Source organism: Helicobacter cetorum MIT 00-7128 (assembly GCF_000259255.1).
In the GTDB taxonomy this organism is placed as follows: domain Bacteria; phylum Campylobacterota; class Campylobacteria; order Campylobacterales; family Helicobacteraceae; genus Helicobacter; species Helicobacter cetorum_B.
In genome coordinates, this window is record NC_017737.1 from 1,094,853 (window position 1) to 1,109,021 (window position 14,169).

The window sequence follows — 14,169 nt, forward strand, 5'->3', positions numbered from 1 at the left end:
TTAGGTAGGGTACTTTGACAAGAAAAACAGATGGATTTCTGAGTGTAAAACAAGCGAGTGTTTTTGCAAGCGAATATCTGAATAAGAATGTTACCTCTTCTAATATTTCATACCTAATTCAATATGGACTAATTAAAAGGTATGAAATTGACAAGAAGACCTTCATAGCTCAAAAGGATTTGGTGCGGTATTATCAGCAATATAAAGATAGAAGGCAAAACGATTATAAAACTAAATTGGGCGATGATTTAAATTGGAATTTATCTTTTGAACATTTGAAAGAAAAAGACACTACAAAACATGTGCATAGATTACACCCCTATAAGGGTAAATTTATTCCTCAGCTCGTGGAGTATTTTTTAGATAGTCATACAGACAACTTTAAAAAGGAGGTTATTTTTAAAGAGGGCGATATCATTTTGGACCCTTTTTGTGGCAGTGGCACAACATTAGTTCAGGCTAATGAGCTAAGCATGCATGCTGTGGGTATAGATATTAGCTCATTTAATGCGCTCATTTCAAATGCGAAAATCAAAGAGTTTGATCTGAAAGAATTAGATAATGAATTAAAAAAAGTAACTAACTCTTTAAAAAAATATATTTTAAAAAATTCAAATCTAGCTTTTGAAAAAGAATTATTAGAAGAATTGAATGCTTTTAATCAGCAGTACTTTCCCTCGCCAGAATTTAAGATTAAGGTGAGACAAAAACAAATCAATGAAAAAGAATATGCTTTAATTAAAGAGCAAGAATTCAATCTAATCTTTAAAGCATTACAGCAAAAATATCAATTGAAAATTAGACAAGATGATACCAACTCTTTTTTAGGGCAATGGTATTTAGAGCCTGTTAAAAAAGAGATAGACTTTGTCTTTGAAGAGCTAAAACAAGTTAAAAATAAACATTTTCAAGGAATCATTAGTGTTATATTAAGCCGCACTTTAAGGAGTTGTCGTGCTACTACTCACTCAGATTTGGCTACTTTGAAAGAGCCTGTCATAAAACCTTATTATTGTAAAAAACACGGTAAAATTTGTAAGCCCTTATTCTCCATTATTTCTTGGTGGGAACGTTATTGTAAAGATACTTTAAGGCGTTTGAAAGAATTTCAGCCTTTAAGAACTGATGCTGTGCAAATTTGCTTACAAGGCGACAGCAGAACGATTGATATAATCAAGGCTATTGAAAAAGAAAATGAAGAATTGGCAACATTGGTTAAAAAGCAAAAAATTAGAGGAATTTTTTCCAGCCCGCCTTACGTGGGATTGATTGATTATCACAATCAACATGCCTACGCTTATGATTTATTTAATTTTGAGCGAAATGATGACTTAGAAATTGGTCCTTTATTTAAGGGACAAGGTTTGCTTGCAAAACAATCTTATATTGAGGCAATAGCACAAGTTTTAAATAATGTAAAACAATATTTACAAATTGATTACGATATATTTTTAGTAGCAAACGATAAATTTAATCTCTATAAAGAAATTGCAAAAAAAGCTAATATGCAAATTATCAAAGAATACAAACGCCCCGTATTAAATCGCACGGAAATTGATAAATCCGCTTATGCAGAGATTATTTTTCATCTAAAGGAAGCAAATGGCACTAAATGAAAGCGTGAAAGAAAAAATAGCTATAGAAGTTATTAAGACACTTGTTAGCAGATTTGATAATTTTCCTAACGAGTATTCTTTAAATAGAAATGCACCTTTTCATACAGCTTTTTTAAATGCGTTTAAAGATGAATTTTGCACTAAAGCCTCTGATATGGAATTTTTTATTTCATTAAGCAGTTGGATGCATGGATTTAACACAACACTTGGCCAATCTTTTTTTGAAAATATTGCTCATCATATCAGTAATGGCGAAAAAAGAGAATATACTTCTAAGCGACTAGGCAATTTAAAAATATCACAAACTCAAAGGAGCAATATTGCTCAAATTATCGCTAATTTAAGCACTTCTGCTCAAAAACCTGATTTGGACTATGAAAATAAATTGTTGTTTTGTGATTATGATGATTCAAAAATTGATGCGATGGATTTTTCAGCAGATATTTTTATTGAGGATGATAATGCCATTTATGCTATTGAGTTAAAGTCTGTAAAGCCAAATTCCGGTGAGATGAGGGGTGAAAAGCAAAAAATATTAGAGGGGAAGGCAGCCCTGTTTAAAAAATTTCCCCATAAGGAAATTAAGTTTTACATAGGATTTCCTTTTGACCCAACTATTAACCCAAAAACCGAAAAAGTAAGTGGTTTTAATAAAGATAAATTTTTAAAACAAATTATCAATATGACCAAGTATTTTGATAAACAAGAGATTTTAGTGGCTCAAGAATTTTGGGATCTCTTATCTGGTGAAAAAGAAACAATGGAACAAATTTTAGAAATCATTAATCGTATCTCAACTACTGATTTTATAAATAATTATTGCTACCTTATGGATACCTCTAATCGTTCTTATCAAAAATATCAAGAAATTTTAAAAAATTGGTTTTTGATTTCTGAATTAGAGTTAGTACAAAATGATTCAATTATTAAGGAAAGAATAAGAGGAAATCAAAAATTGACAGGAATATACAATAAGCAAATATTTGAGAATAATGGGAGCAAAAAAGGTGTGTATGGGTTTGATAGATATAATGAATTGAAAGGGTTGGTGTCAAGAGGACAGAAAGAATTAAATGCAGAAGATTGAGGTTTTTAAATAGACCGACATAATGACTTGCTAATTGTCAGATTTAAGCATAAAACTGATAGAATACCCGAATTGTAGTTCCTGGTAAGAACATGCAATTGTATGAAAATTAGCAATTTAACCTGTTGTGAAAGGAAAGTAAATATGAAAACCAAGTTGGAACGATATGTAGGAAATTTTATCAATGATAATTTTGACAAAGCAGATCAGGAAAAATCAGATTATTTAAAATTTGAATGGTTTGTTAATTCCATGCATTGCTTTGAATGTTCTAGTCAATCCTATAATCAAAAAACAACAATAGGTAAAGAAATTTCATTGGGAGCTGCTGAGGGCGGAGATGCATTTTTCTTGCTTGTTGGAAATAAGATATATTCTGCAAAAGATAATGTTGATGAAATTAATGAAGAGATTAAAAAGAATAAAAATAGGGCTGAATTACACCTTATTCAAGTTAAAAAAAGTAGTCATGCAAAATTGGGAGATTTTAAGAATTTTGTAGAAATTCCTATAAAACTAATCAAAAAAGAGGGAATATCTGAGAAGCAAAAAGAATTACAGATGCTAGCTAACTTCATACGAGAAATCCTTAATGATAATCCAGAAGCAGTTTTTGATTTTGTGCTGACTTTTTACACTGAAAAGAATGAAAATGATATTAAACGTTTGAGAGAGGAGTGGTGTGAAGATATAGAATATGTTAAAAATAGATATGTCGAGTATGGAGAAGCGTCTATAAGGCTAGAAGGTTCACTGAAACTACAAAATTTGTATGAAAAATTTATTTCTAATGATTATAAGTTAATTATTGATAAATCACATGCTAAATTGGAGGATAATTATTTAATAGGTTTTTTAAGTGCAGAAGAATTACTTAATTGTATTGCTCCTGAAACTGATAACAAAAGGATTCTCTATCCTGATGTTTTTAAAAATAATATTAGATTGTATTTAGGTAATACGGAAGTGAATCAAAAGATTGAAGAAACATTAAAAGAGGAGCCCAAAAAATTTCATCTATACAATAATGGATTGACAATAACAACTAAAGATACAAGCGAAGCTACAAGAAGCTTTATTGTAGCTCCAGTTAATATTGTGAACGGATGTCAAACAGCAAATAACATATACAATGTGTTTAAAGAACATTCTTTAAATATTAGTAATGTAAAAATTCCTGTTAAAATAATCAAGGCCAGCGATGATGAATATGAAAAAATAACTATTAGAACAAACACCCAAAATGGTATTTCTGAAAAAGATTTGGTATCTATAAATGATATTCAAAAGGATTTAGAAAATGTTTTAGCTAAAGAAAGATTTCAGGGAAAGACCTTTTTGTATAAAAGACAAAATGCTAAGGAAAATGATAATAAGGCGGATTATATTGTGAAAATAGATGATGTTTTACGAGCATTTTTTTCTTCTGTTTTGTATCTCCCCCATAAGGTTTCAGGTTATTTTGATAAAACTACTAGTGCTTTGCTTGATATAGTGTTTGAGGATAGGCTTATCAAGTTATATCAAATAGTGGTTTCTTTATACAAGGCTTTAAACAAATATATTGAGATGCAACACCCACATTTTTCTAGAATGCGTTATCATGTATTCTATTTACTCTATAAATTTATAAATAAGGATATAGAGATAGATAATTTAGAAAAATACTTTGTAAAAGATAAAGTGAAGAAAAATTTTGAAGAATTGACAAATGATGAGCTAAAAAAACAAGATGAATTGATTAATAGTATTTATTCAAATCTATATCAATTAAATGATAAAAGTAAAATGGACAAGATTGTTGATTACTTAATTGATACCCTTAAAGAAAAGTATCCGGATTTTATAGATATTGATACCAGAGAAAAAGAAAAAATCTTGTATAGAACTGTGGATAAGACCCAACGAGGAGAGCAGTTATTCAAAAATTTTGAGGAAAATTTTAATAAAAATATTGAAGATATAGTTAATGAAATTAACTAACCAATGAGAAGTAATCTATTGAGAAGGTGATTAAAGAGAGTCTGAGAAGTCATTTGTAGGCTAGAGCTGATTGCTATGCCTTTTCATGCTAAATTATTAAATAAAACAGGTTGGCTTTGCATGCTTTTATTCATTTTTAAACTCATAGTATCATCTTAGCAAAAGATAATCTTAGGGTTAACAAATTACAACAGAAAACCGTTATGCAAATAAGCTAAAAGTAGTTGTAACAAAAAATTTAGACAACGATAGATGACTTGACGATTGCAAACACAAAACCCAACAAAGAAGAAAAGATTAGAATAATTAGAGAAGTTTATCAGTCAAAATTGCATGAAAGATGTTAAATTTCTGAAAGTGGATATTGTTTATAAAGTTATTAAAATAAAATTTACTTAATTAATATTAAAACTACCAAGTCAAATAAGATATAGTTTAAATGAGCTAAATTCTATGAGCCAAATCTTTGCAATCGCTAGATAGTAGTAATACTAGATTTGAGAAGCCTAATAAATTAAAAAGTGGCAGAAGGGTTCTTGAGATTTTCTTGGAAGTAATAGAACTTATAGAAACTTGCTAGTTTGTTTAGAAATACGGGTATTTAAGTATGCTGAGAAATTGGCAATTATTTTAAAAGGTTCGAGCTGGGCTGTAATTTGACTTATGGGGAAGTCTTGGAAATAGTTTTAAAAATAAAAATAGTCTAACTAGACAGCAATGCTTTGATGCTATAAACTACTTTCAAGCTCTTGTAGCAAGCTTATTGATAGCCTCAGCATTCATATCATCTTGATGGGTTTTAAGCACTTTAGAATACATATCTAACATGCGGTTAATTTCTATGAGTGCACCCATTTCACGCACCGCATTCACATTGCTCTTTTCTAACATAAATTGTCTTAAAGCCCCAGAATTAGGCACATTTTCAATCCCTTTGCTCTCATAGGTATAGAGATTTTGCCCTATTTTTTTAAGCATTTTAGGTTCGCTAAAACTCACTAAGGCTAGAGAGCCTGCTTGAATAAGTTCGTTATTATCCCTAAAATTAATGTTGCCATTTTTATCCACTTCAATTTGTGCGTTAGACATCATCATAATGCCTCCACTTTCATTTAATCCAGAGCGTGAAAGCACCTTCAAGCCATCTTGGGTAACCAAAAAGCCCTCTTTATCAATGCTAAAACCCCCATTTCTTGTATAAGCAATACCTTGTGGGGTCTCTACAGCAAAATATAAATTAGGGCTTGTGAGAGCAAAGTCTAAAGAATTATTTGTTTGTTGCAAAGCTCCTAGGCTCTTATCGGTATAGATTTCTGATAAAATTGGCACACGATTAAGATTGCGATTGAGATATTGTGCTGCCTCTTTGGTTTGGTCTTCTAGAGGGAGCTGGTCTCTATGTTCTTGATACAATCTTAAAAAATCACCTGTAATGCTATCATCTCTTTTAAAGCCATTGGTATTGAGATTAGCCAAATTATTAGAGACTAAATCTAGGCGGTTAAATTGTGTAACCATAGCACCTGCGGCAGCATAGTATCCATTTTGCATATGAACTCCCTTTAATTTTAACCCGTATGAATGACAAGTAAGTGTATTGATTTTCTGCTAGGGGTTATAAAATCCCCTTATTATATCAATATTTTAAGAAGTTATTTTTTAATTGTGAATTTCTTTAGGGATTTGATAGTCTTCTATCATTTTGATGAGTTTTTGATTGAATAAATCAATGTTGTTTTCATTCAATAAATATTTTTTGCTCTTAATAGCTTTTAGGATTTGTGTGGTGCATTTTATGCTTAAGTGTCTAGCATTTAAATAGCATTGCAAGTTGGTTGTTAAAGGCATAGTGCGTAAGTCATGGATTTCTACATTAGGATATTTTAATAGATTTTTAGCTACAGAGCCCTCAAAAGTCAGATTGTCTTTTAGGGTTTCTTGGCGATAGTAAGTATAATAAGCTAACATAGCTTCTGGGTCGATCCAAAAGATAAAGTGTATATTAGGATGCTTTTTAACAAAATCTTCTAGTTGTTTTGCCCATTGGAGGTGTTGCTGTTTTTTCTCTTGAAAATATGCTAAATCATAGTTATGTTTAAGATATGTTTTTATCATATGATTTACATTTTCTTGGGGGTTATTTTTACTTCCCTCAATCTTAAACATCATTGGATAGTCGATAAATTTATGTCGCATAGGCGTATTTTTAAAAAAGTCAATATCAAAATCAATATGCAAATAATTGTGAAAGAAATAGTAAAGTGATTTTTTAAAAACAGGTGGATAATATAGATAGGCTAGGGTGCGTATAAAATAAGGATATCCTCTTGCTTCCATAAAAGCTGGAAAACGCTGTCCATTCTTGGTTTGACGCAGAACAAAAAAATCCATTACGATATTTTTAATAGTTCTTTTTTGGGTAACAAGAGATAAAAAAGGTAAAATTGCCGAAATTTCAGCTCCACTTAATGCAAACTTGATAGGCTTTTTTAGGTATAAAATATCCTCTACTTCGTTTAAATTGATATTTAAACTAATGCTAGAGCCGGTTATAATATTATCAAATGGGTAATAAGTGTTTAGGGCATCAAAGAGTAGTGGCTCATCTTGTTCTGTGCTATAGTCTATCCTATAGTTGGCTTTTCTAAAAAACATAAAGGGATCTATAGCATAAACAAATAGTGGTGGGGTTAGAATAAGTATTGCAATAAAACCTACTACAATAGCAACATACTTTTTATACGATTTTTCCATAACTAAAGCCTAAAAATTGAAGTATATGAATTTTGTTTTAGTATTGAAAAACATGCAAGTAAGTCCAATACCAAGCAATAAGCAAGTCAGTAAAGTTTTTTGCATATTGATTGCATTTTGTTGGTATAACATGGCACTATTTTTATTAAAAAAAGCAACTATACAAATTATCAATAGCATAATGAGTAGGGTCTTTAAGTAAAGGGGATTGTGAATGTCTAGGCTCATTAAATCGGTTTTTATAGTTGGGATAAAAGGCGTTTTAAAAAGACTTTTAATATCAATCATCCCCCCTAAAACCCTTAAAGCACTATCCAAATCTTTAGCCCTAAAAAACACCCATGCCATATTGATAAAATTAAAGGTGATAAACCATGCTAAAATCTTTGGCATAACAAAATGAAATCTTTTAGCTACATTAGAATATATTCTATGCACACTGAGTGCAAGTCCATGTAATAATCCCCAAATGATAAAAGTCCAACCAGCCCCATGCCAAAACCCCCCAATTAAAAACACCACGATTAAATTTCTATAAATAAAGATTTCTTTCACCCTATTACCCCCTAAGGGGATATAAAGATATTCTTTTAAAAACCTGCTTAGTGTGATATGCCATCTTCTCCAAAAATCTTGGATATTGAGAGCTTTATAAGGGCTATTAAAATTGATAGGGAGCTTAATGTTAAAAAGTAGGGCAATGCCTATTGCCATATCACAATACCCACTAAAATCAAAATATAATTGAAAGCTATAAGATAAAGAAGTCATCCAAGCTTGGATAAGGCTTAAGCTAGTAGCCTTATCAAATCCAAAATCTGCAAAATGAGCGATATTATCCGCAATCACAACTTTTTTAAACAAGCCTATAGAAAAAATAAATAACCCTAGGGCTATATTTCTATAATTTAAAAATTGATTGCTCTTATCTATAAATTGAGGCATCATTTCTTTATGATGCACAATAGGTCCAGCAATGAGTTGAGGGAAAAAGCTTACAAATAAAGCATAATCTAAGAAATGTGAAAAATTAAAGGTTTTTAATAAAACGCCAGCGTTTTTACTCTCTCTCTCTCTCTCTCGTGGGTGGCTAGCCTATGATGTTTATAAGTATCCATTAAATAAGCGATTTGTTGTAAGGTGTAAAAGCTAATGGCTAAAGGTAGGACTAAGTGTAATAATTCAAAATGGCTGTTAAATACTCCGTTAAGATTGTGTAAGAAAAAATCCGTGTATTTAAAAAAGCCTAAGAGTAAAACATTAGCGCTTAAACCTATGATAAGCAACATTTTTCTTTGTGTTCTTAAATGAGATTGAGTTATTTTTAAGGCAATCAAATAATTAAAAACAATAGAGCCACAAAGTAAAAGCAAATGTTTTTTACCCCAAAAACCATAAAAGAATAAACTTGATAGAACAAGCCATAATTTAGGAAATAGTGGGTTTTTTACATAAGCTTGTAAGATAAAATACATAAAAAAGACAATAGGTAAGAAAGCAAAGATAAACAAGGGAGTGTTAAATAACAAAATATTGCCTTAAGTAAGAGATGAATTAAATAAGGATTATAGCGGAAAAATTTAATCTTAAAATTAGTCATAATTTAACGATTTTAACCCCACTACCGCCTAAATTTATAGGGGCATCGCTAAAGCTACTAACCTTGGGGTGTTTTTTCAAAAATTCTTTCACAAATTTTTCTAAAATCCCACTTCCTTTACCATGACAGATTAGCACTTCTTCAAAGCCCCCTAAAAGAGCGTTATTTAAAAAGGCGTCTAGTAAATCCAAAGCTTCTTCAGTGCGTTGTCCCCTTAAATCAATGCGTAAGCTCGCCTCTTTGGGCTTAGGAATAATCGTTGGGGTTGGTTTAATCTTGTTTTGCTTAATCTTATTTTGGGGTTTTTGAATTTTTTTTAATAAACTTCCATGCACTTTCAAACGCATGCCAAGCTCTGTTTCTATGGAGTAATAGCCTTTATCTAGCGTTTGAATAATGAGCACGCTTTCATTTTTATAGCGTGCTTTTTCATGCACTTGAAAACTCGTTATATTTTTTTCTTTTTCAAAGCTCTTCTTATGCTGGTTTAAAATCTCGTTAGCTTTTTGGATTTCTTTATGCATAGAGCTGGTATTTTTTAAAGCGACTTCACTTTTTAATAAATTTAAGGCTTGTTGATAGGATTTTTCTAATTCAAGTTTTTTCTTTTGAAACATTTCTTTTTGTTTTTCAACTTCTAAAAGCCATGCGTTTTTCAGATTTTCTTGCTCTTTTAAGGCGTTCTCTAAGCTCTCATTTTTTTGTTTCAGCTCTCTTTCTAATGTGCTTGAATTTTCAATCAAAACATTTAATCTTTCTTTATCTTCGCCATAAAATGCCTTAGCATCTTTAATTAAAAAGTGTGGCACACCATAGCGAAGAGCTGTTTCAAACGCATAGCTTTTGCCTATAACACCTTTCAAAAAGGTGTAAGTGGGGCGTTCTTTTTCTTCATCATAAAGAGCGGCTAGTAATTCCACTTCTTTATTCTCTGCCATTAAAACGCTTAGGCGTTTGTGGTGTGTGGTAATAATGATTTTATTGTTTTGTTTGAGCAACTTTTCTAGCAAGGTTTTATACAAACTGCTTGCTTCATCAGCATCGGTTCCTAGCTCAATTTCATCAACGCCTAAGAGCATGTTCTCTTGGGATAAAAGAGTGCTAAATTGCTTCATTCTGCCAGCAAAAGTAGAGATATTGTTCGCACTATTTTGGGGGTCATTAATAATGGCGTGAATTTCTTTAAAATAAGGGATAACAGACTTGTTAGCATTAATTTTCATAGGAATGAGATACTTGCTTAAAAAAGCCGCGCTTAAAAGCGATTTTAAAAGCATGGTTTTTCCGCCAGCATTCACGCCTGTTACAGCGAGCATGGATTTTTCAAACTTCAAGTTTAGGGGCTTTGGCTCTTTTAGAATGGGGTGTGAAAAGTTTTCTAAAATCAATTTTTTTTGCGTAAAACTTGGCATGACAAATTCTAAATTATATTCTTTAGCAAAATTTAGCCGAGCTTGTAAGCTATCTAAAAAGTCAAATTCTTTGAAAATGAATTTTAAAAATAAAAGGTGTTTTTGTAGGCTATTACTTAAAGTTTGACAAATTTCAAGGGTGCAACTTTCTATTTCGTTATGAACTTGCGTGATTTTTTGCGTGATTTTTTGAGCGTTTTCAGGCAAGAGATAAAAATAACCATTGCTACTTCTTTCTAGCACAACGCCTTTAATCGCACTAGAAAACCCACTCTTTAATAAAAGGCATTCATAGCCATGCTTAAGGTGGCTTTGAGTATCCACTAAATAAGGGGCAAGCTCTTTAGAATGGGCGTAATTTTGAATGATTTTTGCACTCTCTTTTTTAAGGCGATTTAAGCTCTCATTTAAAGCATCTAGCGTGGCATTAGCCCCTTCTTTAATTCTGCCTTCATCATCAAGCATGTGCATTAAATCATCAAAAAAAGCGGGTAGAATAATAGCGTTAAGGCGTTCATAAAATTTTAAATGCGTGAAATTTTTAAAAGTATTTTTTAGAATGACGATGTAGCGCAATCTTTTGACAATCTCATCAATTTCATCTAAATGGAGTGTGCCAAACTTAGCGAGTTTGACAAAAATAAGCTCACTCTCTCTCACACTTTTTGGGGTAGGTAAGCCAATCGTATCCACTTCATTTAAGTAAGTGAAAGCTTGTTTCAAATCATTTTCTAAAGTAATACCACTTTCTTTTGCAAAAAAAGTTTTAAAAAGAGCGAGAAACTCTTTTAAATCTAGGCTTTCTTCTAGGGGTTTTTGTGAAGTATTCATTGGGGTTGTATCAAGGGGTCGTTAGTCAATAAATGACAAGAGTCTAAATCCACAAAAACATCTTGCATAGGCGATTGTTTTTTCCCTAAAAAGCTTAAAGTTCCACTCACTAAATTAAAAGTCTTTTTATTTACCTTAATATCTTTGCATAGCAAGGTTTCTCCCCTTAAAAACGCTCTTTGCAAAGCGATTTCTCGCTTATTTTGTTTGTTTTGCTTATAAGTATAAGCACCTATACCTACACCTATAATACCTACGATTAAAAAAGCTAAAATTTTTTGTTTAGGGCTAATCAAACCAAAATCTTTTAAAACTAAGAACAATAAAGACAGCGTTAATAATAAAACAACAGCCACACCCATTACATTTCACCCCTTAATTGATAGGTAATATCCCCCGCTCCAAAGCCTATAACAAAGCCTTTTTTGATAGTTTCTAGTACCTCATCATTGACTAAAAGCTCTAAAAAATCTCCCTTTTTACGCACTCTATCTATAAAGGTAGGGTTATAGTGTTTAAAATGCTCTTTTAAATCAATTTCTCGCTTAGTTTCGCTCGCGCTATAAATAGGTAAAATAATCAATCTGGAGCAATGTTCTAAAAAACATTTTTTAAACTCTTCTAAATTATCCATTAAGCGAGAGTATTTGTGTGCTTGCCAAATGACTATAATTTTTTCCTGTGTGTTTAACAAATTCGCATAGATTGAAGCGCTTTTTAAAGTCGCACTTATTTCTGTAGGGTGGTGGGCATAATCATCAATGAGAGTTAATGCGCCTTTTTGCAGAATATCAAAGCGTTTTTTGATGCCTTTGAAATTTAATAGATTACTTCTAATTTCTTCTAAATTTAATTCATCTAATGCGCTTAAAATCGCTAAACTCGCATTAGTAGCGTTATGTTCGCCTAGTCCCCATACAAGAAAAGTCCCCAAGTTTTTTAACTCAAATGAAGTATAAGGCTCATCATCTTTTAAAATATATTGAATATTTTTAATGTCTTTTTTTTCTAAAACTATGGCGTTTTTAGAATAGCTTTTTAAAAAGGGGTCTTCTTTGTAGATTACTCTTTTTTTAGCGTGGTCTAAAAAATATTCATAAGCGAAGAAAAAACGCTCTAAATCGTGGTTATAATGCTCTAAATGTTCTGGCTCGGTATTTGGCACAATCGCGCAATAGGGGTTAGAAAACAAGAAACTTGAATCGCTTTCATCCGCTTCAAAAACCAAGCTATTATTCGCACTCTCTCGCACATTAGAACCAAACTCTTTAGAATGCGCTCCAATAATGGCTCCAAAAGTGGGACAAATGGCACTAAGCATGGCAGTGATACTACTCTTACCATGAGCACCGCATACGCTAAAAACTCGCTTGTCTTTAAGGATAGAATATAAAGCGTCTTTACGAGATAAAATAGGGATTTCTAATTCTTTAGCTCTTTGGATTTCTATATTGTCTTCTTTGATAATGGCTGAATGAATCACAACATCTTGTTCTTTTAAGGCATTTGGATTATGCGGGATATTAATCTCTACCCCTAAGGCTCTTAAAGCCTTTACGCTGGGGCTACTAGCAATATCAGAGCCACTAATTTTAGCACCTTGAGCCTTAAGATATTTGGCTAAACCTGAAATGCCAATGCCCCCTATGCCGATAAAGTGGATTTTACAATTTTGTAGGTTTTTTAATAAAACTTTTGGGGTTTCAAGCATGATTTTCTCTATAAGTTTCTATTATCTCTAAAGGCTTTTCTAAAAGGGGGGTGTCATAGACAAGGGCTAAACGCACATAATCAGTGCCGATATGATTACGCCCTAAATACAAGGCTGGTAAGGTTGTAATGCCTTCGTTTTGATAAAGCATTTTGGCAAAACTTTCGCCATTTTTAACCGCTAAATACACATAAAAGCTATTAGGATAAATGAGTGTGTCTTTAAAAATTTTTCGTGCTAGTTTAAGATTGTTGGCATAAATGTTGCGCAAAATTTTTGCATGCTCTTCATCTAGCCAAGCGACTTCACTAGCCTTTTGGATTGCATTAGCGCTTGTATAACCTAAATAGGTGCGAAAAGATTTGTATTTTTCTAAGATATGGCTATCTCCTGCAATAAAGCCACTTCTAAGACCCGGAGCACTAGAGCGTTTGGAGAGTGAATGGACAACCAAAACATTTTTAAATTCTTTATTATTAGCAAGGATAGAAGCTTCTAAAAGCGAAGGGGGGGGCACATCTTCATAGATTTCACTATAACATTCATCATTGATTAAAATAAAATCATATTTTAAGGCGAGTTTGACCCAAGCGATTAACTCTTCTAAAGAAAGGGTTCTTCCGGTTGGATTATTAGGGGAATTTAAAACGACTAGATTGACTTCTTCTAACTCTTTTTCATTCAAGCTTGGAGTAAAATTATTTTCTTTAGTTAAAGGCATTAAAATGCTTTTTGCTTTAATAAATTTGCTTGCCCCTTCATAGATTTGATAAAAGGGATTAGGGTAGGCAATCGTAGGGTTTTTATGATTGAATAAAACAAAACTAGGAAAATTAAAGAGCACTTCCCTAGAACCCAGCGTAGAGACTAATTCATTTTCTTTTAATTCTATATTGAAACGGCGTTTGAAAAAACTTCTTTGAGCCCTTCTCAAGCTCTCTTCAAACGCGCTTTTAGGATAGATATTAAGCGAATTAGCGTGTTCTTTTAGAGTGTCTTGAATGAATTTAGGTGTCTCAAATCGTGGCTCGCCTATGCCTAAATCTAGCCCTTTTTTTAAAGGCGTAATATCTTTAAACAAGGCTCTTAATCGTTCAAAAGGATAAGGTTCAAATGTCATGATGTGTTTTAATTCCAAGAAAAATAAAGTGTTTTTTAAAAACTTTTTAGCGATT

9 protein-coding genes and 1 pseudogene are annotated in these 14,169 nt (G+C 31.9%); 3 read left to right on the forward strand and 7 right to left on the reverse strand.

Going from position 1 to position 14,169, the window contains the following annotated elements; all coding sequences use genetic code 11:
* The first annotated feature begins 14 nt into the window (after nt 1-14).
* The 3 genes from HCW_RS05110 (at nt 15) to HCW_RS05120 (ending at nt 4,686) form a co-directional block, all read left to right on the forward strand.
* Nucleotides 15-1,616, forward strand: a complete 1,602-nt coding sequence (locus HCW_RS05110; RefSeq protein WP_014661158.1) for a DNA methyltransferase — start codon at nt 15-17, stop codon at nt 1,614-1,616.
* Nucleotides 1,603-2,703, forward strand: coding sequence for a TdeIII family type II restriction endonuclease (locus HCW_RS05115; RefSeq protein ID WP_014661159.1), 1,101 nt, complete (start codon nt 1,603-1,605; stop codon nt 2,701-2,703). Before HCW_RS05110 ends, HCW_RS05115 begins: the two co-directional genes overlap by 14 nt.
* 144 nt (nt 2,704-2,847) lie before the next feature.
* Complete coding sequence (locus tag HCW_RS05120) at nt 2,848-4,686, forward strand: AIPR family protein (RefSeq protein WP_014661160.1); 1,839 nt, start codon at nt 2,848-2,850, stop codon at nt 4,684-4,686.
* Nucleotides 4,687-5,427: 741 nt separating this feature from the next.
* Here HCW_RS05120 and HCW_RS05125 read toward each other — a convergent pair.
* The 7 genes and pseudogenes from HCW_RS05125 to HCW_RS05155 form a co-directional block, all read right to left on the reverse strand.
* Nucleotides 5,428-6,237, reverse strand: coding sequence for a flagellar hook-basal body protein (locus tag HCW_RS05125; protein WP_014661161.1), 810 nt, complete (start codon nt 6,235-6,237; stop codon nt 5,428-5,430).
* Nucleotides 6,238-6,345: 108 nt separating this feature from the next.
* Entirely contained in the window at nt 6,346-7,440 is a 1,095-nt protein-coding gene (locus HCW_RS05130; protein ID WP_014661162.1) for a hypothetical protein, read from the reverse strand.
* A 9-nt stretch (nt 7,441-7,449) separates the two neighbouring features.
* A pseudogene (locus HCW_RS10010) lies at nt 7,450-8,969 on the reverse strand (MBOAT family O-acyltransferase).
* 67 nt (nt 8,970-9,036) lie between these two features.
* Nucleotides 9,037-11,283: an endonuclease MutS2 gene (locus HCW_RS05140; protein WP_014661163.1), complete on the reverse strand. Its 2,247-nt coding sequence runs from the start codon at nt 11,281-11,283 to the stop codon at nt 9,037-9,039.
* The gene (locus HCW_RS05145) at nt 11,280-11,645 is read right to left on the reverse strand and encodes a hypothetical protein (protein WP_014661164.1); all 366 of its coding nucleotides are present in this window, start codon (nt 11,643-11,645) and stop codon (nt 11,280-11,282) included. Before HCW_RS05145 ends, HCW_RS05140 begins: the two co-directional genes overlap by 4 nt.
* Nucleotides 11,645-12,994 (reverse strand): UDP-N-acetylmuramate--L-alanine ligase, encoded by a 1,350-nt coding sequence (gene murC / locus HCW_RS05150; protein WP_014661165.1) that lies wholly within the window; start codon nt 12,992-12,994, stop codon nt 11,645-11,647. The genes HCW_RS05145 and murC overlap by 1 nt, the downstream gene beginning before the upstream one ends.
* Nucleotides 12,987-14,114, reverse strand: coding sequence for a succinyldiaminopimelate transaminase (locus HCW_RS05155; protein ID WP_014661166.1), 1,128 nt, complete (start codon nt 14,112-14,114; stop codon nt 12,987-12,989). Before HCW_RS05155 ends, murC begins: the two co-directional genes overlap by 8 nt.
* Between the last annotated feature and the right edge of the window lie 55 nt (nt 14,115-14,169).

Coding starts and splice junctions, on each gene's coding strand:
- HCW_RS05115 (WP_014661159.1), top strand. CDS start 1,603: ATGGCACTAAATGAAAGCGTGAAAGAAAAAATAGCTATAGAAGTTATT.
- HCW_RS05120 (WP_014661160.1), top strand. CDS start 2,848: ATGAAAACCAAGTTGGAACGATATGTAGGAAATTTTATCAATGATAAT.
- HCW_RS05125 (WP_014661161.1), bottom strand. CDS start 6,237: ATGCAAAATGGATACTATGCTGCCGCAGGTGCTATGGTTACACAATTT.
- HCW_RS05130 (WP_014661162.1), bottom strand. CDS start 7,440: ATGGAAAAATCGTATAAAAAGTATGTTGCTATTGTAGTAGGTTTTATT.
- HCW_RS05140 (WP_014661163.1), bottom strand. CDS start 11,283: ATGAATACTTCACAAAAACCCCTAGAAGAAAGCCTAGATTTAAAAGAG.
- HCW_RS05145 (WP_014661164.1), bottom strand. CDS start 11,645: ATGGGTGTGGCTGTTGTTTTATTATTAACGCTGTCTTTATTGTTCTTA.
- murC (WP_014661165.1), bottom strand. CDS start 12,994: ATGCTTGAAACCCCAAAAGTTTTATTAAAAAACCTACAAAATTGTAAA.
- HCW_RS05155 (WP_014661166.1), bottom strand. CDS start 14,114: ATGACATTTGAACCTTATCCTTTTGAACGATTAAGAGCCTTGTTTAAA.